Genomic DNA, 22640 nt, shown 5'->3' on the forward strand with positions numbered 1-22640 from the left:
TTTGTCAAAACACACGTTTTTGCAAACGTGGAATTGAGAAAAGAGGATTATAGAATGGAAAATCAAAACAAAATTTATCATTTTGTTGGTATCAAAGGTTCTGGTATGAGCTCATTGGCTTTAGTGCTGCACGAAAAGGGCTACCATGTGCAAGGCTCAGATGTCGAGGAATACTTTTTTACCCAGCGTGACTTAGAAAAAGCGGGCATCACATTATTGCCTTTTGATAAAGAGAATATTCAGCCTGATATGGTGATCATTCAAGGGAATGCCTTTCCTGATACCCATCAAGAAATCGTTCGCGCCAATGAATTGGGGCTTGAAGTGACCCGTTATCACGATTTTATTGGTCAATTTATCCAACCTTATACCAGTATTGCCGTCACTGGCTCACATGGTAAAACAAGCACCACAGGATTGTTGTCTCATGTATTAAGCGGTGTGCGTCCAACTAGTTTCTTGATTGGAGATGGTACAGGACACGGTGATCCAAATGCCGAGTTCTTTTCATTTGAAGCTTGTGAATACCGTCGTCATTTTCTGGCTTACTCACCGGATTATGCAATCATGACGAATATTGATTTTGATCATCCTGATTATTATCATTCAATTGAAGATGTTTTCTCAGCATTCCAATCAATGGCGCATCAAGTCAAAAAAGGCATCTTTGCCTACGGTGATGATGTGTTCTTGCGCAAATTAGAAGCAGATGTACCTATCTATTACTATGGGGTCAATGATGATGATGATGTGCAAGCAAAAAACATCCAACGGACAACACAAGGTTCTGCCTTTGATGTCTTTATCCATGGTGAAAAAATCGGTCATTTCGTTTTACCTGCATATGGTCAGCATAACATCAACAATGCTTTAGGGGTGATCGCAGTTGCCTATAAAGAAGGATTAGATATGCAAGAAGTAGCAGAAGAGATGCTGTCATTTCCTGGTGTGAAACGTCGTTTTAGTGAAAAAATCGTGGCTGATATGACGATCGTCGATGATTATGCCCATCACCCTGCTGAAATCAAGGCAACGATCGATGGTGCCCGTCAAAAATATCCCGACAAAGAAATCATTGCCGTTTTTCAACCCCACACTTTCACGCGGACCATTGCGTTGATGGATGAGTTTGCTGAAGCCCTTGATTTGGCAGACAATGTCTATTTGTGTGATATCTTCGGTTCAGCACGAGAAGACCGTGGCGATGTCAAAATTGAAGACTTAGGCAACAAAATCAAAAAAGGCGGGACTGTCTTAAAAGAAGACAATGTATCTCCACTACTGGATCATTCTAATGCTGTTGTGATTTTCATGGGGGCAGGAGATGTCCAAAAATTTGAAGCGGCGTACGAAAAGTTACTAAGCAATACCACCCGCAACGTCTTATAATAATAACTCTTGCAGCTAGGAATAGCTGTAAGAGTTTTTTTGATAATTGAAGATTTTGTGAAATAAATCTTGCGAACTTGCACTTTTATCTGCTTCTGATAAAATAAAAGCAGATTAAAATTATTTTTTTGGAGGAAACACACTTGAACATAGGTAAACCGCGAAAGATCGGCAAAAGTATCGAAGATATCGAGGAAGGCGATTCGTTATCTTTAACCGAGTCGATCGAAGATAATCAATTGTTGCTTTATTTAGGATTGACAAATGATGCAAATCCGCTCTACATTCAACATGACTATACACAAAAAACGGACTATCAACGTCCAATCGTACCTTCCGTCATGCTGATGGGCATCATAACCAGCGCTGTGTCAAAACACTTGCCTGGACCAGGCTCGCATGTAGTGAATTTTTCGGTGAACTTTATAGAACCAGTCTTTCATTATGAAACTTTGACCTTTGATTTTGAAGTCATCAAAGTCGATAAAATGAAAGATGTTGTTACGATTTCAGTGGAAGCCATCAATGGTGAAGGCAATCGGATCTTAGATGCTGTCGTGATGGTGCAACCGCCAAAAGAAATAGCAGAACAGGAGGAAGCACAACATGAATAATATGAACAATGGAGCTGTACAAGCCCAAGGGTTGAATCGGTTTTATTCAAAAGTCTATTTGTTCTTTGGAATCGGATTAGGGATCAGCGCGATTTCTGCTTACATTTTTGGTGAAGTATTCTCCCAACAAACGCTGCAATTTATTCAAAAATTTCCATTAGGGTTTACTGGGTTATGGCTATTGCAAATTGTTTTGGTACTGATTTTAGGTGCAAAAGCACAAAAGAACCCCTCATTGACATTAGCTGGTTATCTCGTGTATTCATTGCTGAACGGATTGACTTTATCCGTCACATTGATGGTCTATGAATTTGGCTCGATTGCTGGTGCTTTTATTTCAGCGGCCGTGACCTTTGGTGTAATGTCGGCCTTTGGGATCATGACCAAACGCGACTTGAGCGTTGTTGGTCGCATCGGCTATGGATTATTGATCGGGATCATTATCTCAACGCTGTTAAATGTCTTTATCTTAAATAGTGCACCAGTTGATTTCTTCTTATCGATTGTGACGGTTTTTGTCTTTATGGGTATCACTGCATATGACAATCAACAGATCCGCAATATCTACATGTCAACAAATGGTGGTGCGAATACGGGTGTGGCTGTCTTTATGGCTTTGCAACTGTACTTAGATTTCATCAACTTGTTCTTGGCGCTGCTGCGCATTTTTGGTAAAAACAATTAAGAAAAAGTGCGGGGCAACTCGCCTTTTTTTTTGCACCAAATGTAGCGTTTCAATAAAGCAATTCATCGCTTTTGCGCCATTTCTTTGTTAGAATAAAGAAGAACTTTTTTCAAGAAGGGGTTAAGAAGATGTCAAAAAATAAACTATTACTTGTGGATGGCAACAGTGTCGCCTTTCGGGCATTTTTTGCTTTGCATAATTCACTAGAACGGTTCAAAAATAATAATGGACTGCACACCAATGCCATTTATGCTTTCAATACGATGTTTGAAAATGTGATGGCCAAAGAACAACCGACCCATGTCCTGGTGGCCTTTGATGCTGGTAAAACAACTTTTCGGACAGCAATGTACGAAGAATATAAAGGCGGACGTGCCAAAACACCCGGTGAGTTTAGAGAACAAATGCCTTATATACGTGAACTGATCAATGCCTTAGGTGTTCAACATTATGAATTGGCGAATTATGAAGCAGATGATATTATCGGTACATTGGCCAATCAAGTGGATAAAACGCAATTCGATGTCGTTGTTTTATCAGGGGATCGAGATTTAACGCAATTGGCCACCGAACATGTCAAAGTTGATATTACGGTCAAAGGTGTTAGTGAGATCGAAAGTTATACTCCCGAACATGTTGCTGAGAAATATGACGGATTAACGCCATTGCAAATCATTGATATGAAAGGATTGGCTGGAGATACTTCAGATAATATCCCTGGGGTTACCAAAATCGGTGAAAAAACAGCAATCAAACTATTAAAGGAATATGGAACGGTCGAAGGAATCTATGAACATATTGATGAGTTAAAGAAAAGCAAAATGAAAGAAAACTTGATCAATGATCATGAAATTGCGCTTTTATCAAAACAATTAGCAACCATCGAAATCAATGCACCGATCGACGTCAACATTGATGATTTGAAATATGAAGGCAAAGATCTAGATAAGCTGGTGCCATTTTATCAAGAGATGAATTTTAACGCTTTCCTTGAAAAATTAAACGTGACAGCCGAAACTGTCGAAATGGCTGATATTTTATTTGATGTCGTCGAATCATTTACACCGGATATGTTCCAAAGTGATATGGCATTATATGTGGAAATGTTAGGTGATAATTACCATTTAGAAGATATTGTTGGTGTTGCATGGGGAAACAAAGATAAAATTTATGTGACCAATCAAGACCAATTGTTTGAACAGCCCGACTTTATTGCTTGGTTGCAAGACCCGCAGCGAAAAATCAATGTCTATGATGCAAAACGTACTTATGTCGCTTTGAACCGCTATGCAAAAGCGCCAACAGGCATTGATTTTGATGTCCTATTGGCTGCTTATCTATTAGATACCAACGATAATAACAATGACATCGCCGGGGTTGCTGCCCATTACGGTTATACAGATATTCAATCTGATGATGCTGTCTATGGCAAGGGGGCCAAAAAAGGTTTGCCAGCAGATGAAGAAGCGTTCTTTGCTCATCTGGCAAGAAAAGCGGCCGCAATTGTAGACTTAACGCCTAAACTGAAACATGAATTGGCTGAGAAGAATCAAACCGCATTGTTTGAAGAGATGGAGCTGCCATTATCGATTATTCTAGCTGATATGGAAATCACAGGCATCCACGTTGATGCATCGCGTTTGCATACGATGAAAGGCGAGTTTGCACAACGATTGCATGAGATTGAAGAAAAAATCTATCAAGAAGCGGGAGAGACCTTTAACTTAAACTCTCCTAAACAGTTAGGGGTTATTTTGTTTGAAAAAATGGGCCTGCCAGTTATCAAGAAAACCAAAACAGGGTATTCTACAGCGGTCGATGTTTTAGAACAATTAAAAGAGCAAGCACCAATCGTTGAAGATATTTTGACTTATCGCCAAATTGCCAAAATTCAATCGACATATGTTGAAGGCTTGTTGAAAGTCATCCAAAGTGATGGCAAAGTCCATACTCGATATGTCCAAACATTGACACAAACAGGTCGTTTGAGCTCTGTTGATCCGAACCTGCAAAATATTCCGATTCGCTTGGAAGAGGGCCGGAAAATTCGAGAAGCCTTTGTTCCGAGAGAGCCAGATTGGTTGATTTATTCTTCCGACTACTCACAAATTGAATTGAGAGTCTTGGCGCATATTTCTAATGATACCCATTTGAAAGAAGCCTTCATTGAAGGGCAAGACATTCACGCCAGTACAGCCATGCGGGTTTTTGGTATTTCGACACCGGAAGAAGTCACTGCCAATATGCGGCGTCAAGCCAAAGCAGTCAATTTTGGTATCGTCTATGGGATCTCTGATTATGGATTGTCGCAAAACCTTGGCATCTCCCGTAAAGAAGCCCAACAATATATTGATACGTACTTTGATAAATATCCAGGAGTCAAAACTTATATGGAAGAAGTCGTCCGGGAAGCCAAAGACAAAGGGTATGTAGAAACCTTATACAATCGTCGACGCTATTTGCCGGATATCAATTCAAGGAATTTCAATATTCGAAACTTTGCGGAACGCACAGCAATCAATACGCCGATTCAAGGCAGTGCAGCGGATATTTTGAAAATCGCGATGATCGATTTGGCTAAACGCTTGAAAGAAGAAGAAATGGCCGCAACAATGCTACTGCAAGTCCACGATGAGTTGGTCTTTGAAGTGCCGGCCACTGAGCTGGAGCGATTAGATACTTTAGTCAAAGAAGTCATGGAAAAAGCAGTTACATTACATGTGCCACTATTGACTGATAGCAATTGGGGCAAAACTTGGTATGAAGCAAAATAAATGAGGTGAAAGTTGTGCCAGAATTACCGGAAGTTGAAACAGTTCGTAAAGGATTGTCGTCATTAGTCTTAAACAAAACCATTGCCTCCGTTGAAGTCCGCTGGCCGCGGATCATAGAAAGTCCTGAAGTACCAATTTTTTCTGAGTTGCTTAAAGGACAGCAGCTTTTAGGATTTGATCGACGAGGAAAATTTTTGATTTTCAAAATGACAAGTGTTGATTTGATATCGCATTTACGGATGGAAGGCAAATATGAATTTTTTGCAAAAGAGCCTATCATTGATAAACATACCCATGTCATTTTTCATTTTACGGATGGGAGCCAATTGCAGTACCATGATGTCCGGAAATTTGGTCGCATGACATTGGTAGACAAAGATCAAAGTGGATCCTATAAAGGGATTCAGCAACTAGGACCTGAACCCAAACCCGATTCATTTTTATTGCCAGCTTTTGAAATGGGCTTAAAAAAAGCCAAAAAGGCCATCAAACCCCTCTTGCTTGATCAAAAATTGGTGACAGGGCTGGGCAATATTTATGTGGATGAAGCGCTTTGGGAAGCCAAGCTCCACCCTGAACAACCCGCTAATACATTGACATCAGACGAAGTCGTCTTGTTGCATGCTGCAATCATCGATGTGCTGGATCGAGCGGTCAACGCCGGCGGTACCACGATTCGAACATATTTGAACGCCTTAGGAGAAGCGGGTAAATTCCAGCAATCCTTGCATGTCTATGGTCAAACCGGCAATCCTTGTCAGCGTTGCGGCACCCCGATCGTCAAAATCAAAGTTGCGCAACGAGGCACACATTTTTGCCCCCATTGTCAGCAATTGCAAATGAGGGATTTTCTATGAGCTTTGTGTTAGGCGTAACGGGGGGGATTGCGAGTGGCAAAAGTACTGCTGTTGCCCACTTTCGTAAATTAGGCTTTCCGATCGTTGATGCAGATATTGTCGCTCGGGACGTTGTGCGGCCGGGAACACCAGGGTTAAAAGTACTCATTGAAACGTTTGGCCATCAGATCATCAATGATCAAGGTGAATTAGATCGAGAGGGATTGGGGAAAATCATTTTTGCAGATGAGGCAAAGAGAAAACAACTGAATCAACTCTTATCTCCTTTTATCCGCCAAGAGATTTTGCGTCAGATTCAAGCGAACAAAGACCATCGATTGGTGGTGGTGGATATTCCACTGCTTTATGAAGCTGGTTATGAACAATATATGGATCAAGTAGCGGTCATCTATATTCCTGAAGAAATGCAAAAACAACGATTGATGCTGCGAAATGATTTGAGTGAAGCAGAAGCCGCATTAAGGATTGCCAGTCAGCTATCGATTGAAAAGAAGAAAGTACGGGCAGATATCGTATTTGATAATCAAGGATCGATCGAGGATTTGACACAGCAAATCGATGCATGGGTCAATCGGTTTTTGGAAGCACAATAAAAACAAAGAGCATCTTAGCATCGGACTATGGATAAAATCCAATGATGCTAAGATGTTTTTTATTGAGGGAAAATGATTTGCCGATGTGCAGCAAAGGGATGAATACTAATGGGTTTTTCGTAAAAATCTGCCAGGATTTTTTCAGTGAAGACTAATTTTTTTGGTCCTAAGGCATGAATTTTCCCTTTTTTCAGTAAAAGCAAATGATCAAAAAAGGGCAATAGCTCTTCCGTGTGATGAGTGACATAAATATATGTCGGCGGCTGGGCCATGTGTTGTAGTGCGGAGATGCGGTTGAGAAACGCTTCTCGTGCAAATACATCCAATCCCGTGCATGGTTCGTCAAGAATCATGATTTCTGGATCAGCCATGAGGGCTCGTGCAATCATGACCAATTGTTTTTCTCCTTGGGATAGTTGGCTAAACGGTGCACCGATCAAATGGCCGATGCCCAAAGAACGCAAGTGTTGTTTTGCCTCTTGTAATAGAACAGGGTCATAGTGTTGATAAATGCCGATGCTGGCAAATTTTCCAGATAATACGATGTCTTCGATCAAATCAGTGGGATAAAACTTGCTTTGAATCGCAAAACTAACCCAGCCAATGCGCTTTTGTAAATCTGGGACTGACGTTTTCCCTAACGGTTCTCCTAATACAACACGTTGTCCAGACGAAGGCCATAGTGCGCCAGTGATCATTTGCAGCAATAAACTTTTTCCAGCTCCATTTAGGCCTAAGATGCCCCAATGTTGCCCATCATGGACTTGCCATGAGATATTGTCTAACAATTTTTGTTTATTCCTAATAAATGTAACATTTTTAAAATCTATTTTGGACATGGCGTATCTCCTTTGCTCAAACTGAATATTCTGACTATTCCTTTCTGCTGAGTAGTATAACACACTTGAGGGATCGTGCTAAAGGATGTATCCGCATTCGTATCTTTTGTTTTATCTATCTTTCCTTGTTATGATAGATATATAATAGGAGGGATAATCATGGGAACGTTTAAAGATGAAAAAGACGTGATCGTTGGTTCCGCCAAAGAAAAGATTGGTGAATGGACCAATAACGAAGAACTGGAAAAATCAGGTAAGGAACAGGCATTAGAAGGTCGTATTGGACAAGAGCGCCGTGAACAGCGTGTAGATGATTTGGATCGGCAAAACGATGAAAGGGATGCACGTCAAGATCGCACAACGCCAGAAACGTTGGGACATGAAGAATTGTTGAGTGAAGATCATCCTGACCAAAACAAGATCACATCCACTGAACGCCGTGATGCAGATCAGTTAAAACATTATACTGGTATCGAAGACAAGTTATAAATTCCGACCCGCAGCTTCTTTGATGATGCTGCGGTTTTTTGTACTACTGAATCATGACTTTTGTTGGTTTGACAAAGCATGGTGGAACGCTTATAATCCCAAGTGCAATCGATTCATGAATATCGAATTAGGTGGTGGTCATCAAATGCAGCTTTTCGCATTGTGTCTAAAGGAAAGAAAAATCATATAATCGAAAAGGAAAGAGGCAAAAAGATGATTCAACCTTATCAATTCAATCTTATCGAAGAACAAATTTTCCAATTGGTGCGTACCTATCAATCCGTCAATGATCCGCAAACGATTCAAACCATCGAAGGGATGACCAAAGATGTGGTGGTCAGACAATTCAATCCACAAGATGATCAAGCACTTTTGATCATCAATGAAATGTTTCAACGTGGATTGAGTATCAAAAAAGCTGAAGCCCATCTCTCTGACTTAAAAACGTACGTCGAACCATTTCCAGCACCGACGATCAAGCAAACGGAAAAACTTTTTCGCAAAGTCAAAAAATTGAAAGTACCTGACTTTGACGATTTCGATTTGCAAGAAACAACTTATTTGGCTTGGGATGATATCGGCAGCCAGAGCAAATATTTGATTGCAACTGAAAATGAGGGCTATACGGCCGTTCATGGACATCTCTCAACAGAGGTCAAAAAGGGGATTTGTCCCATTTGCCAGCACGAAAGCAACGTTTCGATGTTTCTGTCTTTGACCAAATCAAGTGGCGATGGTACCTATACCAAACGTGGCAATTATATTTGTCGTGACAGTCAGCGATGCAATCAGCAACTAACAGATCAAGCGCATTTGGCGGAATTTCTCAAGTTAGTCAAAATGAAAGAAAATTAAATGAAAAAAACGGCAGGAAACTTTCTGCCGTTTTTTTCAATACACCTAAAAAAAACAAGCTTTCTATTATTTAAATTTTCTATTAAATGTGGCGAATGAGCGGTTTTAGCTATTGTAGCGCTATATTTCATGTTATAATTAACTATATAATTTAATCGCTTTACACAAATCGTAAACGTAGAAAAGAAAAAAATGGGGTGAAACCATGCAATGTCCAAAATGTCATCATAACAATTCACGAGTTGTCGACAGTCGGCAAGCAGATGATGGCCGTGTGATCCGTCGGCGTCGGGAATGTGAGAACTGCGGTTACCGTTTTACAACTTTTGAACGTATTGAAGAAGCACCTTTGCTTGTGATCAAAAAAAATGGTGCCCGCGAAGAGTTTAATCGAGAAAAAATACTAAGGGGCTTGATTCGCTCTGCTGAAAAACGACCTGTCACAATGGATCAAATGGAAACGATCGTTGATCATGTAGAGTCCCGGGTCCGCTCTTTAGGTGAAAATGAAGTTTCTACAACGATGATTGGTGAATTTGTGATGGAAGAATTGGTCGATTTAGATGAAATTGCTTATATTCGTTTTGCAAGTGTCTATCGTCAGTTCAAAGATATGTCTGTATTCTTGAAAGAGCTGCAAGATATCGTCGAAAAAGCCAAAGAACCACAAGAGTAAATAAGGGGGGAAACATGTGGGCAATCAACTGCCAAATCAAAGCTATCAAGTCTTTAAAAGCCGACCATTGAGTACGGAAGGCAAAGACGCCCTTATTTTCTTATATCAACCAATCATTGAAAGTGATGGATTAGCTCTTTACCTTTCTCTGGCAGCTGATCATCAATCGATCGATCCGTCACAGGCTATTGCAAATGATCATGTCATTTTAGATCTTTTGAATGCAATGAATGTCGGGATGCAGCGTTTTATTCAGGCCAGACAAAAATTGGAAGGGATTGGCCTATTGCGTTCTTTTGAAAAAACCGATTCTCATCATGAGACAACGTATCTATATATCTTGCAAGAGCCTGTCCATCCTTTGGATTTTTTCCAAGATGAACTTTACAGTTACTTATTGTTGAGTCGAGTGGGTGAGCGGAAATTCAATCAATTGGTGTCGCTCTTCCAGCCGCAATCAACCGCCATCGATGATTATGAGGAAACTACGACGTCATTTACAGCAGCTTATGGGTTTGATACCAAACGCTTTTCAGCGAGCGAAGCACAGCTGCAAACGGTGCGAGACCAATTTCAAGATAAACAGCAGGCTTTGACTTTGGATGCTGCTGCTTTGGATTGGGACTTCATGCTTTACGAAGCGCAAAGACGCTATATTCGTTCAGACAATTTCACAGCATCATTTAAACAGAAGTTGTTGATGTACCATGCATTGTACGGTTATGATGTTTTAGAGCTGTTGGATTTGATGGCAGACAATGTATCATTGACAACAGGCGAAATTGATCAAAAACGACTGGAACAAGCAGTACGCAGAAAGTCACGCCAAACCTTCAATAAAAAGACGAGCAGCGAGGATCCTGAAACAGAGTCGCAACTGCGGCGTTTTAATACCCTAAAACAAAATGGCTTTTCTGAGAATGACATTCTCCTGATTCAACAAAGTGAACAGACTGCACCCATCCCGTTTCTCAAAGCAATCAAAACGGAAAAAAACAACTTTATGACTGATTCAGAACAATGGCTGATCAAAAGTTTGGTAGAACGTTCTCCATTGCCAAACAGTGTGATCAATGTCTTGATCCATTATGCATTGGTTGTCCAAAATAATGCTGCTTTAAATGGCAGTTATATCAACAACATAGCGGCTCAATGGTCAGAATTGAAAATTGGGACCGCAGAAGATGCCATCAAACATGTGCGCAACCTTGTGCATGCCGCCAAAGAAAAACGGAATCGGCCGCAAACAAACGGCAGCCGAATCATTCGTCAAGAAAAACTGCCGGCTTGGGCAGAAACGCCAGTAGAAGAAACAACATTGACGCCAGAGCGTCAAGCAGAATTAGATCGGAAATTACAAAATTATCTGCAGAAGAAAGCCGGTGATAAATAATGGAACATGTTGGAAAAAACCTTAATCATATGCTGGACAAAAGGAATTATCGCAGTCAATTTTCTGCAATGATGGCAGAAGTTTTAGAAGATCCAGATGTCAAAACCTTTATCCAAGAAAATCAAGATGCTTTGACGGAAGCCGATATTCAAAAAAGCTATGCGAAGCTTTATGAGTTTGTCCAAGAAAAACGTAAATTCCGTATAAATGATCCCGGTATGATCGCACCTGGCTATGAACCACGTTTGGCATTGAATTTTCATTTTATTGATGTCACGTATGTACCGACCCAAGAATTGTTGGCTTATCAAAAACAAGAAGAAATTCGCGGCCGCATCAAAGCGATGGATATGCCTAAGGATATTCAAGAAGCCAGTTTTGCTGATTATCAGCAAACACCTGGCCGAATGGAAGCTATTGCAGCAGCGGTCGATTTTATCAATGAATTGACAACACACCCGCAAGATTTTCATAAAGGCTTGTATTTGGTGGGGAGTTTTGGTATCGGTAAAACCTTTTTATTAGGGGCCATTGCTAGAGATTTGGCAGAGGCAGGTTATACAACGACGCTGGTCCATTTTCCAACATTTGCGGTGGAAATGAAACAAGCTATCGGCAAAGATAAGGTGGGGGAAAAATTAAATGCGGTCAAAAAAGCCCCAATCTTGATGATGGATGACATTGGTGCAGATGCCATGAGCAGTTGGATTCGGGATGAGGTTTTTGGTGTGATATTGCAATACCGCATGCAAGAACAACTTCCGACTTTCTTTTCTTCCAATTTCACCATGCAGGAGTTAGAGGCGCACCTTTCTGTCACACAACGAGGAGAGTCTGAACCGTTGAAAGCCAAACGAATCATGGAACGGATCCGCTATTTGACACAAGAAATCCAAATGACCGGTCAAAACCGCCGGAATCAATAAAATTTTATATGCTTAAATGAAAGGAATCCGCCAATGAAAAAAATGACAACAGCAGGTGTGGCCTTAGTTGCTGCCATTATCTTAGCCGCTTGTGGACAAGGAACGAGCACAGCGTCCAGCAGCGATACAACGATAACGAGTACCACAGATGCAACGATGGTCAGCAGTACCACACAAGAGGAGGCGTCTGAAACGATTTTTACGGGAACGATCCAAGAAGATGCATCGACTGGCAATGATGATACGATCCAAGTTTTCTTAAAAGAGGTAGAATCTGTGCAAGATGACGATGATATAGTCAAAAGCTTTCAAAGTGATGGGGTGATTTTGCATGTACCAGTCGCAGCCTTTGACGGTGAAGTGACTGAACTTGCTAAAGGATCCAAAGTTCAAGTGACATTACAAGGTCTACCAATCATGACGATGTCGATCCCACCGCAGATTCCAGGCAATTCAATCAAACAGTTAACGATCGTCGCAGGATAAGTACAAGTGCGTCTTGGCATTTGCTCCACGTCAAGACGCACATTTTGTTGTTTTTCGATGAGAAATGCTATACTACAATCAAACAAAGGAGTGTCACAATGAATGAACATGCATTATCGGACCGTTTGTCTTGTGTCGGGTCATTTGTACCTGATCAAGCCAGATTAGCCGATATTGGCTCAGACCATGCCTATTTACCAGTGGCATTGATGCTGCAAAATAAAATATCTTATGCTGTTGCAGGAGAAGTCGTTGAAGGGCCATATACATCAGCACATAAACAGGTCCAAAAAAATCATCTTGAAGATAAAATCACTGTGCGCTTGGCGGATGGTTTAGCCGCAATCACTCCTGAAGATCAAATCGATACTGTCGTCATTGCCGGTATGGGGGGACCATTGATTCGCTCGATTCTCGCAGATGGTTTAGCAAATCATCATTTATCCGGTGTCAACAGATTGATTTTACAACCAAACGTTGGGGAATGGCCCTTGCGTATCTGGCTCCAAGAAAATGGCTACCAAATCATTGATGAAACGCTTCTTTCTGAAAATGAAAAACAATATGAAATCATTGTGGCTGAACCAGGTGTCTCTACCTATTCATTAAAGCAATTATTCTTCGGCCCACTTTTGATGCAAGAAAAAAACGCGGTTTTTCTAAAGAAGTGGCAGCATGAACGACAACAAAAGCTTCGTGTAATCGAATCTCTTCAAAAGGCGAAAGACCCGCAGGAGCAAAAAATTGCGCAATTGAAAGAACAAATCGGCTGGATCGAGGAGGTGCTGTCGTGATCGATGGGCAAACTTTTATCCATAAATTTGAAACGTACTGTCCCCAATGGTTGGCAGAAGCTGGAGATCCAGTTGGTTTGCATGTCGGTACATTGAATAAACCGATCGAACGGGTCATGATGGCATTGGATGTGCGTCCTGAAGTGGTTGTAGAAGCAATCGAAAAAGAAATCGATTTGATCATTGTCAAACACCCGCCGATTTTTCGACCTGTTTCTAGACTGTCTTCTGATGATCCACAAGAGAAGATGCTGATGGAATTGATCAAACACGATATTGCGGTTTACGCAGCGCATACCAATATGGATATTATCGATGATGGATTGAACGATTGGTTTTGTGAACTTTTAGGGATTCAAGCAGAGACCTTTTTACACCAAACCCATCAAGTTAAAATGAAAAAGTTGGCCGTTTTTGTGCCTGTCGATCAAGCAGGGCACATCCGCAGCGTGTTAGCCAAAGCAGGTGCTGGACAACAAGGGGATTATAGCAATACTAGTTACTCATTGATCGGCACTGGTCGGTTCATTCCTCAAGCCAAAGCCCATCCGGCTATTGGTGCAGCAGGTAAAGAAACACAAGTCCAAGAAGCCAAAATCGAGGTTATTTTTCCTGAAACGATCACAAGCAAAGTAGTTGATGCCATGATTCAAGCGCATCCTTATGAAGAACCGGCGTATGATCTATATACATTAGATAATCTACCAAAGGTGTATGGTATTGGGCGCGTAGGAAACTTGCCTAAACCTGTCGACTTTGACGTATTTGTTGACGATGTTAAGAAAGCATTCAATTTGGATTGCTTACGTGTCATCAAACCTATCCATGCAAAAAAATACGTGCAACGAATCGCTATTTGCGGCGGAAGTGGTCAATCTTTTTACACGGACGCACTGAATGCACAAGCGGATGTTTATATCACGGGTGATGTCACGTACCATATTGCCCATGATATGCAAGCCAATGGAGTGATTGGCATAGATCCCGGTCATCATATCGAAGCTTTATGTATTCCACGTTTCATTGAGAAATTCAATCAGTGGAAAGCCGAAGAAGACTGGTCTGTGACCTTTATCCCAGCAACGACTTCCACAAACCCATTTCAATATCAATAATAGATAGGAGCGCTTATTATGTACGAAAATTTATTGCCACGTTTTTTACGCTATGTCAAAACAGAAACCCGTTCTGATGCAACCAGCAGCACAACCCCATCGACCCAATCACAGGTTGCGTTTGCCCAAGTATTAAAAAAAGAACTGGAAGAATTAGGCCTTGAAAATGTCCATTACAATGAAAGCAACGGTTTTGTGATTGGTACATTACCAAGTAATGTCAGCCATGACGTTCGTTCAATCGGTTTTATTGCCCACATGGATACAGCGGATTTCAATGCAGTCAATGTGGAACCGCAGATCATTGAGAAGTATGACGGGGAATCGACGATCAATTTGGACAAAGAAGGCAAATATACGCTGAATACCAAAGATTTTCCTAATCTGAAAAATTACAAAGGGGAAACCTTGATCACAACAGACGGTTCAACACTCTTAGGTTCTGATGATAAATCAGGTATTGCTGAGATCATGACAGCAATGGAAATCTTGATCAAGAACCCTGAAATCAAGCATGGGGAAATCAAGGTGGCTTTTGGTCCTGATGAAGAAATTGGTGTCGGAGCCGACAAATTTGATGTCGCTGATTTTGCGGTGGATTTCGCTTATACTATGGACGGTGGACCAGTAGGTGAATTGCAATATGAAACCTTCAACGCGGCACAAGCAGAAATCACGATACAAGGAAAAAATGTTCATCCAGGTACTGCAAAGGACACGATGATCAATGCATTGCAAATCGCAATCGATTTCCAAAATTTATTGCCTGCAGATGAAGTACCTGAAAAAACCGATGGCAGAGATGGTTTTTTCCATTTGATGCATCTTAGCGGTTCTGTTGAAGAAGCCAAAATGTCTTATATTATTCGTGATCATGATCGTGCCCGGTTCGAATCACGTAAAGAAGAACTTTTGGCGATCCAAAATAAATTAAATGCGCAGTATGACCAAGAACGGATCGCTATCCATTTATACGACCAATATTACAACATGAAAGAAATCATCGAAAAAGACATGAGTATCATCGAATTAGCCCAAAATGCGATGGAAGAATTGGCTATTCAACCAGTGATCGAGCCAGTTCGTGGTGGAACTGATGGTTCTAAAATTTCATATATGGGCATTCCAACGCCAAATATTTTTGCTGGTGGAGAAAACATGCACGGTCGTTATGAGTTTGTTTCTTTACAATCGATGATCAAAGCAACCGATGTGATCGTGAAAATTGCTCAGTTAAACGCAACAGTATAAGGGTATTTTTTTGAATACACAGTGATCAAATTTTATGGCTGGGCATTCTTGACGCATGATGCGCAGGGCCTAGCCATTTTTAGGAAGTGGATAATATGAATATCATTGTTTTATATAATGATACAGCTGGAAAAAGTGAAGCCAAAGAGACGGCTGAAAAATTTCAAGAGTATGTCACAGCGCATCAACCATCATCTAAGGTTGTTCTCCAGCCTTCAAATCCAGATATTGACCCTGAAGAAGTACGTCAGGCAGCAAAAAAAAATCAAGTGGATACGATCGTGATCATTGGCGGCGATGGCACGATCCATCATGGCATCCAAACCTTCAAGGAACAACTGCCTGATTTGAAAATAGGCATCATCCCAGGTGGAACAGTGAATAATTTTGCCAGAATGCTAGGTATTTCTATCAAACCAGAAGAAGCATTTGAGACTATTTTGAATGGGACGGATCGTGCAATCGACTATGGAATGGTCAATGATCAAGTGATGATCTCAACGATGACGATTGGTCTATTGGCGGATACTGCGGCTGCTACTTCACAAGAAGAAAAACAACAATATGGACCATTGGCCTTCATGAAACGTTTCTTCCATTATCTCTTCAAAAAGAAACAGTACAAGTTAGAACTCGTATCTGAAAAGCGAAAATGGCAAGGCAAAGCACAACTGCTAACGGTGATTATGTCAAATTCAGCTGGCGGATTTACCAACTTTGATGAATCGGCTCGACCTGATGATGGTGCGTTTCATATCATCCTGCTGCCCAAATTGAATATCTTGGAATTTATTGTTTTCTTACCACGTATCATTCGCGGCCGAATTGCGAAAGTCCCTGGTGTGGATTATTTTACGGCATCAGAGTTGACAATTCGTGCCAAAGAAAAAAAAGTCCAAACCAGAACAGATGGAGATCCAACCGATGATCTGCCGATTCAGATGAAAGTTATCAAACATGGTCTGACAATGCGCGTGCCGGAAGACAAGACAGAAAGTAAGTAATGGAATAATTGTTGATGTGGAGGAAAACAAATGGATGCATGGCTTTATAATCCTTTATGGTTCTATTTACTGGCAGCCAACCTTTATCTTTTTTGCTTAATGGGGTATGATAAACATCAAGCGGTGAAAAAAAGATGGCGGGTACCAGAAATGAATCTGCTTTTTATGGGATTGATCGGCGGCGGCTTCGGCGGGTTGATCGCACAACGGATATTTCACCATAAAACCCAAAAAAAGAAGTTCACGATCGTCTTTATTTTGGGTCTATTGGTTGCGTTGTTATTGATTATTTTCTTTGCCTAGTACGCTGCAACAAAACAAGGAGTTAAGATGAAAGCGAAAATAAAATTTGGATTAAACTTGTTATTATTGATGACTATTTTAGGCGTCATGTATTTCTTTATTCGCAGTTCAATGATGGATATCTTAGCAGAAATCAAAAATACCAGCGGGTTGGTTGTTTTGATGGTTATGGTATTAGGGACATTGTATTTATGGATCGAAGGGCGAACTGTCAAAGAAATCGCAGGGAACTTTCAACCTAAATTCTCTACGAAAGATGGTTTCTTTGCTGTTTGCTATAGCGGTTTTTATCGAATCATCACATTTGGGGCGGGTACGCTGATTTCGGAAGTCAACTTTTATCGTAAAAGCGGCTTGCAGCTGTCACAAGGTGTGGGGGTTACGACATTGCACATGGTGATGTACAAATTCGCTATTTTGACGTATGCCATCGCCGGGTTGATCATTCAATTCTCACTTTTTTATGGTCACGCGCCAAATTTGATTTGGTTGATTTTGGCAGGGATCATCTTGGTGTTTTTGATTATTGCAGTTTTACTGGCTTTATCGGTCAGTATCAACGTGCAGGTCTTGTTTGTGGCAATCAGCCATAAACTCTTCAAACGTCAAGCGCTTAGAAAGATCATTGATAAATGCAATATGCAAATCTATTCTTTGCGGGAGACAGTCAATTCGATTCTTCAAGACCGAACAGCGTTCTTGCGGATCTACGTCTGGAATATGTTGAAGATGGTGCCGTGGTATGTGATTCCTTATGTGATTTTGGTCAATAATCATCCGGATATTGACTTTTTATTGACATTCTCGTTTATCAGCTTTACGGTGGTGTTGTCTGGGGTGATCCCAACACCAGCTGGTATCGGTTCGTTTGAATTTGTCTATATGTTTTTATTTGGTCCATTAGTTGGTACGGTTGATGCCGCATCTTCTATGCTGTTATATCGTTTTGCAACATTTATTTGGCCTTTTGTGATTGGCTTTTGCTATGTGATGGTTCAAAAGCGTAAAGATATTCAAGCTGAATTGACAGAATTAAAAAGTGAAAAAGTAAAAGTTGATTAAAAAAAGCCATTCCTGACTAGGAATGGCTTTTTTATATACAGAAAATGGTGCGAATTTGATTTTCTTTATTGCTATCACTCTTTCAAATCAACGATTCGATCAACAAAATTTTCATAAAACTCCGCTTCATGGGAAACCACCAAAACAGTACCTGGATATGCAGCTAAAGTCTCTTGTAAATTATTCTTGGTATCTTGATCGATATGGTTGGTCGGTTCATCCAAAATCAAGAAGTTACTCTTGATCAGCATCATCTCAGCCAGTTTGACTTTGGTTTGTTCACCACCGCTTAGCAGCTTCAGTGCTTCTTGCGCCAATTGACTGGGTAAACCAGCGCGTGATAATTGCCGACGCAATTCCTTATTGGTCGCTTTGGGAAATAAATCTTCCAAGTATTGCAAGGGTGTTTGCAATGGATAATCCCATTCAAGATCTTGGGAAAAGTAATTGAACTTGGTGTGTTGCGGATAAGAAACATTGCCTTCGATAGCTGGAATCAATCCTAAAATTGTTTTGATCAACGTTGATTTACCGATTCCGTTAAAACCGCGGATGGCGATCTTTTCACCATAGCGAATGGTCAGATTGATCGGTGTCAACAATGGTTTCTGGTCATAGCCAATCACCAAATTGGTGGTTTCAAGTGCCAATGTCGTAACGATCGGTGCCATATCAAATCCTAGATGAGGTTTAGGGACATCTTGCGGCGGTGTTAAGCGTTCAACTTTTGCCAATTGCTTTTCTCGGCTTTTCGCCATCGTTGAGCGAGAACCCGCTTTATACTTGCGAATATAACTTTCAGTCTTTTTGATATGTTCTTGTTGCGCTTCATATTGTTTCATATAGCTTTCATTTTGCAGCGTTTTTAATTTTAAGGCTTTGTCTAAGTTACCGGTATATTTAGATAGCTTGCCAAATTCGATATCTATGATATGGGTAGTGATTTGATTCAAGAAGTGACGATCATGAGATACAACTAAATAGGTTCCAGTGAAATTTTGCAGAAAGTCAACCAGCCATTTGATATGCTCATCATCTAAATGGTTGGTTGGTTCGTCCAAAATAAGCATATCCGGTTTTTCTAAGAGCATTTTAGCCAAAATCAATTTAGACCGTTGACCACCACTTAAGGAAACCAATGGGGTATCCATGCCTAAAACCGCAATACCCAGGCCTTCAGCCAGATCATCGATCAAAGTATCCATTTGATAAAAATTTCCTTGATCCAATTGGTTTTGCAGTTCACCGGCTTTTTCCAAAATCTTGTCATCATAAGATTCACTATAGGTCACATATAAATCAGCAATTTGTTGCTCTTTGGCAAAATCAGCGGCAAATGCCGAGCGCAAAAAATCACGGATCGTTTGGGATTCATCCACATTGACATACTGATCAAGATAGCCCATTTTGAGGTTTTTAGGAAAATTGACAAAACCATCATCTGGTAAAATCTCACCTGTAATTATTTTGATCAAAGTACTTTTTCCGGCCCCGTTTCGTCCAATCAAACCTACTTTTTCCCCACGGTTGATTTGAACAGATACATCTTCATAAAGCAATTTGTCCCCAAATTGCTGGGTAATATTCGTTAAAGTTAACATAATTTCCTCCATATAAAAAAGCCGAAAACATCATTCGTTAACAGCTTGAACATTGCGTATGGGGTAAATACCGCCATATCAGCTCATTCTTTGACTATTAAAAATCAATCAGCACTTAGCATAACACTCCGATTTGCTTTCTGTCAATTTTCATGAAAAAAATAATAAAAAAATATCTTTAAATCAAGTGGAATATTTTGACCATATCTGACCAAAGTTGTATACTAATAGAGTAGACAAACGTGTTATTTCAAACATCTTTGTCTAAAGAATGACATGGGAGGGATTTTGATGAACCCAGAAAAAATGACAACAACCTTACAAAGTGCCATAGCTGAAGCACAACAAGTGGCGATGACACGGCATCATCAAGAAATTGATATTGCCCATTTATGGAAAATTTTCTTGCAAGCCAATCAGTTTGGTCGCAATTTTTATACCGATGCAGGGGTAGATGTACCTGCTTTAGAAGCAGAAGTAGATCGACTATTAGATGAACTACCTTCAGTTGAAGGCAGCAATATTCGCTATGGTCAGTCGATGAGCCAAAATCTATTTCACTTACTTTCTGAAGCGGATCAATTAAAGAATCAGTTTCAAGATGAATACCTGTCAACAGAAATCGTATTGTTGGCACTTATGAAGTTGAAGAATCATCCGTTGACTGTCTATCTAAAAAAGCAAGGGATATCAGAAAAAGGGTTGAAACAAACCATTGAACAATTAAGAGGAGGGGATCATGTGACCTCACAAAATCAAGAAGAACAATATAAAGCCCTAGAAAAATATGGCGTCGATCTAGTACAGCAAGTCCGCAGCGGAAAAATGGATCCTATCATCGGTCGAGATGAAGAAATCAGAGATGTGATTCGTATTCTGTCAAGAAAAACCAAGAATAATCCTGTTTTGATAGGTGAACCTGGTGTTGGTAAAACTGCGATCGTAGAAGGTCTTGCCCAACGGATCGTGCGAAAAGATGTGCCAGAAAACTTGAAAGACAAAACGATCTTCTCATTGGATATGGGTGCCTTGATTGCTGGCGCAAAATTCCGTGGAGAATTTGAAGAACGGTTAAAAGCTGTTTTACAAGAAGTCAAAAAAGCCGATGGGCGTATCATTCTTTTTATCGATGAGATCCATAACATCGTCGGAGCGGGTAAAACCGAGGGCAGTATGGATGCAGGCAACTTATTGAAACCAATGCTGGCGCGTGGTGAATTGCATACGATTGGCGCTACTACATTGGATGAATATCGTCAATACATGGAAAAAGACAAAGCGCTAGAACGGCGGTTTCAAAAAGTATTGGTCAAAGAACCGACAGTTGAAGACACAATTTCAATTTTGCGGGGGTTAAAAGAACGCTTTGAGATTCACCATGGGGTCAATATCCATGATAATGCATTAGTCGCAGCAGCAACCTTGTCTGACCGCTATATCACCGATCGCTTTTTGCCAGATAAAGCGATTGATTTAGTGGATGAAGCCAGTGCAACGATTCGCGTCGAAATGAACTCAATGCCGACTGAATTAGATCAAGTGACTCGACGTTTGATGCAATTAGAAATCGAAGAAGCTGCATTGAAGAAAGAATCTGACGACGCATCTAAAAAACGTCTCACGATCCTCCAAGCTGAATTGGCTGAATTGCGTGAAGAAGTCAATACCATGAAAATGCAATGGGAGACAGAAAAAGAAGAAGTCAATGCTGTATCGAACAAACGAGCAGAAATCGATAAAGCCAAACATGAATTGGAAGATGCCGAAAATAATTATGATCTTGAACGGGCTGCTGTATTGAGACATGGGACCATTCCTCAACTAGAAAAAGAATTGGCAGCACTAGAAGAGAAAAATGCTGCCGACGGTATTCGCATGGTCCAAGAATCCGTGACAGAGAATGAAATTGCGATGGTGGTCGGACGTTTGACCGGCATTCCTGTGACAAAACTTGTTGAAGGCGAAAGAGAAAAATTGTTGAAGTTGAACGAAACCTTACATCAACGGGTGATTGGCCAAGATGAAGCTGTTGATGCTGTCAGCGATGCAGTTTTACGTTCTCGTGCCGGTCTCCAAGATCCAAATCGTCCATTGGGCTCTTTCCTCTTCTTGGGTCCTACTGGTGTCGGAAAAACTGAACTTGCGAAAGCTTTGGCAGTAAATCTCTTTGATTCAGAAGAGCATATGGTTAGGATCGATATGAGTGAGTATATGGAAAAACATGCGGTCTCACGTTTGGTAGGGGCGCCTCCAGGATATGTTGGCTACGAAGAGGGCGGTCAACTGACGGAAGCTGTACGGAGAAATCCCTATACCATCGTTTTATTGGACGAAATCGAAAAAGCCCATCCGGATGTCTTCAATCTTTTGTTGCAAGTGTTAGATGATGGTCGTTTGACTGATTCGAAGGGCCGAGTGGTCGATTTCAAAAATACTGTTCTGATCATGACCAGCAATATTGGTTCTCAACTCTTGTTAGACGGTGTGACAAGTGAAGGGACGATTCCTGAAGAAATCGCTGAAGGGGTTCGAGGCTTGCTTCGGGGCCACTTTAAACCTGAATTTTTGAACCGGATCGATGATACGATCTTGTTTACGCCATTAAGTTTGGCTAATGTGACCGGTATTGTAGACAAGATCATTGCCCAATTGTCACATCGCTTGGAAGCACAAGATATTCGATTAACCATTACTGAAGATGCCAAAAAATGGATTGCTGAAAATTCATATGAACCGGCATACGGTGCGCGGCCTTTACGCCGATTCATCACGAAAGAAGTTGAAACACCGCTTGCCAAAGAAATCGTTTCTGGCAGAGTATTACCAAAAACTGAAGTCACGATCGAATTATTGAATGACCAGTTGGTTTTTGAAAACAAACCAATTATTGATTGATGAAACTTTTATTTGAGAGTTGCCATTACCAGGCAACTC

The 22640-nt window shown here is 40.8% G+C and carries 21 protein-coding genes; 19 read left to right on the forward strand and 2 right to left on the reverse strand.

What is annotated here, in order from left to right; all coding sequences use genetic code 11:
• Positions 1-54 precede the first annotated feature (54 nt).
• The 6 genes from murC to coaE all read left to right on the forward strand — a co-directional run bounded on the left by murC (position 55) and on the right by coaE (position 6912).
• On the forward strand, positions 55-1389 hold the full coding sequence (gene murC, locus IGI41_RS06595) for a UDP-N-acetylmuramate--L-alanine ligase (protein WP_430612423.1): 1335 nt from the start codon (positions 55-57) through the stop codon (positions 1387-1389).
• A gap of 143 nt (positions 1390-1532) precedes the next feature.
• Positions 1533-2003: a MaoC family dehydratase gene (locus IGI41_RS06600; RefSeq protein WP_430612425.1), complete on the forward strand. Its 471-nt coding sequence runs from the start codon at positions 1533-1535 to the stop codon at positions 2001-2003.
• On the forward strand, positions 1996-2688 hold the full coding sequence (locus tag IGI41_RS06605; RefSeq protein WP_430612427.1) for a Bax inhibitor-1/YccA family protein: 693 nt from the start codon (positions 1996-1998) through the stop codon (positions 2686-2688). The genes IGI41_RS06600 and IGI41_RS06605 overlap by 8 nt, the downstream gene beginning before the upstream one ends.
• Before the next feature lie 128 nt (positions 2689-2816).
• Complete coding sequence (polA, locus tag IGI41_RS06610) at positions 2817-5462, forward strand: DNA polymerase I (protein WP_430612429.1); 2646 nt, start codon at positions 2817-2819, stop codon at positions 5460-5462.
• A gap of 14 nt (positions 5463-5476) precedes the next feature.
• On the forward strand, positions 5477-6319 hold the full coding sequence (gene mutM / locus IGI41_RS06615) for a DNA-formamidopyrimidine glycosylase (RefSeq protein ID WP_430612431.1): 843 nt from the start codon (positions 5477-5479) through the stop codon (positions 6317-6319).
• On the forward strand, positions 6316-6912 hold the full coding sequence (gene coaE / locus IGI41_RS06620) for a dephospho-CoA kinase (RefSeq protein WP_430612433.1): 597 nt from the start codon (positions 6316-6318) through the stop codon (positions 6910-6912). The genes mutM and coaE overlap by 4 nt, the downstream gene beginning before the upstream one ends.
• A 59-nt stretch (positions 6913-6971) precedes the next feature.
• Here the strand turns inward: coaE and IGI41_RS06625 are convergent, their stop codons facing one another.
• Positions 6972-7751 carry an ABC transporter ATP-binding protein gene (locus IGI41_RS06625; protein ID WP_430612435.1) on the reverse strand — a complete coding sequence of 260 codons (780 nt, stop codon included), beginning with the start codon at positions 7749-7751 and terminating at the stop codon, positions 6972-6974.
• A 159-nt stretch (positions 7752-7910) separates the two neighbouring features.
• Here IGI41_RS06625 and IGI41_RS06630 point away from each other — a divergent pair, with 159 nt between their 5' ends.
• The 12 genes from IGI41_RS06630 to IGI41_RS06685 all read left to right on the forward strand — a co-directional run bounded on the left by IGI41_RS06630 (position 7911) and on the right by IGI41_RS06685 (position 18105).
• The gene (locus IGI41_RS06630) at positions 7911-8240 is read left to right on the forward strand and encodes a CsbD family protein (protein ID WP_430612437.1); all 330 of its coding nucleotides are present in this window, start codon (positions 7911-7913) and stop codon (positions 8238-8240) included.
• 213 nt (positions 8241-8453) lie between these two features.
• Positions 8454-9095, forward strand: a complete 642-nt coding sequence (locus IGI41_RS06635; protein ID WP_430612439.1) for a FusB/FusC family EF-G-binding protein — start codon at positions 8454-8456, stop codon at positions 9093-9095.
• Between the two features lie 205 nt (positions 9096-9300).
• Positions 9301-9771: a transcriptional regulator NrdR gene (nrdR, locus tag IGI41_RS06640; RefSeq protein WP_054116231.1), complete on the forward strand. Its 471-nt coding sequence runs from the start codon at positions 9301-9303 to the stop codon at positions 9769-9771.
• A 16-nt stretch (positions 9772-9787) separates the two neighbouring features.
• The gene (locus IGI41_RS06645; protein WP_430612442.1) at positions 9788-11164 is read left to right on the forward strand and encodes a replication initiation and membrane attachment family protein; all 1377 of its coding nucleotides are present in this window, start codon (positions 9788-9790) and stop codon (positions 11162-11164) included.
• Complete coding sequence (gene dnaI, locus IGI41_RS06650; RefSeq protein WP_430612444.1) at positions 11164-12090, forward strand: primosomal protein DnaI; 927 nt, start codon at positions 11164-11166, stop codon at positions 12088-12090. Before IGI41_RS06645 ends, dnaI begins: the two co-directional genes overlap by 1 nt.
• 33 nt (positions 12091-12123) lie before the next feature.
• Positions 12124-12576 (forward strand): hypothetical protein, encoded by a 453-nt coding sequence (locus tag IGI41_RS06655; protein WP_430612446.1) that lies wholly within the window; start codon positions 12124-12126, stop codon positions 12574-12576.
• A gap of 98 nt (positions 12577-12674) precedes the next feature.
• Positions 12675-13370: a tRNA (adenine(22)-N(1))-methyltransferase gene (locus IGI41_RS06660; RefSeq protein WP_430612448.1), complete on the forward strand. Its 696-nt coding sequence runs from the start codon at positions 12675-12677 to the stop codon at positions 13368-13370.
• A complete protein-coding gene (locus IGI41_RS06665; protein ID WP_430612450.1) occupies positions 13367-14485 on the forward strand; it encodes a Nif3-like dinuclear metal center hexameric protein in 1119 nt (372 codons plus the stop codon). The genes IGI41_RS06660 and IGI41_RS06665 overlap by 4 nt, the downstream gene beginning before the upstream one ends.
• An 18-nt stretch (positions 14486-14503) precedes the next feature.
• Entirely contained in the window at positions 14504-15736 is a 1233-nt protein-coding gene (pepT, locus tag IGI41_RS06670; protein WP_430612452.1) for a peptidase T, read from the forward strand.
• A gap of 95 nt (positions 15737-15831) precedes the next feature.
• Positions 15832-16740: a diacylglycerol/lipid kinase family protein gene (locus tag IGI41_RS06675; RefSeq protein WP_430612454.1), complete on the forward strand. Its 909-nt coding sequence runs from the start codon at positions 15832-15834 to the stop codon at positions 16738-16740.
• Between the two features lie 30 nt (positions 16741-16770).
• Positions 16771-17043 (forward strand): DUF1294 domain-containing protein, encoded by a 273-nt coding sequence (locus IGI41_RS06680; RefSeq protein ID WP_430612456.1) that lies wholly within the window; start codon positions 16771-16773, stop codon positions 17041-17043.
• Between the two features lie 27 nt (positions 17044-17070).
• The gene (locus IGI41_RS06685; RefSeq protein WP_430612458.1) at positions 17071-18105 is read left to right on the forward strand and encodes a lysylphosphatidylglycerol synthase transmembrane domain-containing protein; all 1035 of its coding nucleotides are present in this window, start codon (positions 17071-17073) and stop codon (positions 18103-18105) included.
• 74 nt (positions 18106-18179) lie between these two features.
• Here the strand turns inward: IGI41_RS06685 and IGI41_RS06690 are convergent, their stop codons facing one another.
• Complete coding sequence (locus IGI41_RS06690) at positions 18180-19706, reverse strand: ABC-F family ATP-binding cassette domain-containing protein (protein WP_430612460.1); 1527 nt, start codon at positions 19704-19706, stop codon at positions 18180-18182.
• Between the two features lie 291 nt (positions 19707-19997).
• Between IGI41_RS06690 and clpB the strand changes: the two genes are divergently transcribed.
• Positions 19998-22601 (forward strand): ATP-dependent chaperone ClpB, encoded by a 2604-nt coding sequence (gene clpB / locus IGI41_RS06695; RefSeq protein ID WP_430612462.1) that lies wholly within the window; start codon positions 19998-20000, stop codon positions 22599-22601.
• Positions 22602-22640 lie beyond the last annotated feature (39 nt).

Origin of the sequence: Enterococcus sp. DIV0876, assembly GCF_050529585.1 — a bacterium.
Classification (GTDB): Bacteria; Bacillota; Bacilli; order Lactobacillales; family Enterococcaceae; genus Enterococcus_D.

Bases quoted from the DNA above. Each gene is read 5' to 3' on its own strand.
- IGI41_RS06625 (WP_430612435.1), bottom strand. From the start codon at position 7,751: ATGTCCAAAATAGATTTTAAAAATGTTACATTTATTAGGAATAAACAA.
- IGI41_RS06690 (WP_430612460.1), bottom strand. From the start codon at position 19,706: ATGTTAACTTTAACGAATATTACCCAGCAATTTGGGGACAAATTGCTT.
- IGI41_RS06605 (WP_430612427.1), top strand. From the start codon at position 1,996: ATGAATAATATGAACAATGGAGCTGTACAAGCCCAAGGGTTGAATCGG.
- IGI41_RS06635 (WP_430612439.1), top strand. From the start codon at position 8,454: ATGATTCAACCTTATCAATTCAATCTTATCGAAGAACAAATTTTCCAA.
- clpB (WP_430612462.1), top strand. From the start codon at position 19,998: ATGAACCCAGAAAAAATGACAACAACCTTACAAAGTGCCATAGCTGAA.
- IGI41_RS06675 (WP_430612454.1), top strand. From the start codon at position 15,832: ATGAATATCATTGTTTTATATAATGATACAGCTGGAAAAAGTGAAGCC.
- IGI41_RS06630 (WP_430612437.1), top strand. From the start codon at position 7,911: ATGGGAACGTTTAAAGATGAAAAAGACGTGATCGTTGGTTCCGCCAAA.
- IGI41_RS06655 (WP_430612446.1), top strand. From the start codon at position 12,124: ATGAAAAAAATGACAACAGCAGGTGTGGCCTTAGTTGCTGCCATTATC.
- polA (WP_430612429.1), top strand. From the start codon at position 2,817: ATGTCAAAAAATAAACTATTACTTGTGGATGGCAACAGTGTCGCCTTT.
- nrdR (WP_054116231.1), top strand. From the start codon at position 9,301: ATGCAATGTCCAAAATGTCATCATAACAATTCACGAGTTGTCGACAGT.
- dnaI (WP_430612444.1), top strand. From the start codon at position 11,164: ATGGAACATGTTGGAAAAAACCTTAATCATATGCTGGACAAAAGGAAT.
- pepT (WP_430612452.1), top strand. From the start codon at position 14,504: ATGTACGAAAATTTATTGCCACGTTTTTTACGCTATGTCAAAACAGAA.
- IGI41_RS06680 (WP_430612456.1), top strand. From the start codon at position 16,771: ATGGATGCATGGCTTTATAATCCTTTATGGTTCTATTTACTGGCAGCC.
- murC (WP_430612423.1), top strand. From the start codon at position 55: ATGGAAAATCAAAACAAAATTTATCATTTTGTTGGTATCAAAGGTTCT.
- coaE (WP_430612433.1), top strand. From the start codon at position 6,316: ATGAGCTTTGTGTTAGGCGTAACGGGGGGGATTGCGAGTGGCAAAAGT.
- IGI41_RS06685 (WP_430612458.1), top strand. From the start codon at position 17,071: ATGAAAGCGAAAATAAAATTTGGATTAAACTTGTTATTATTGATGACT.
- IGI41_RS06660 (WP_430612448.1), top strand. From the start codon at position 12,675: ATGAATGAACATGCATTATCGGACCGTTTGTCTTGTGTCGGGTCATTT.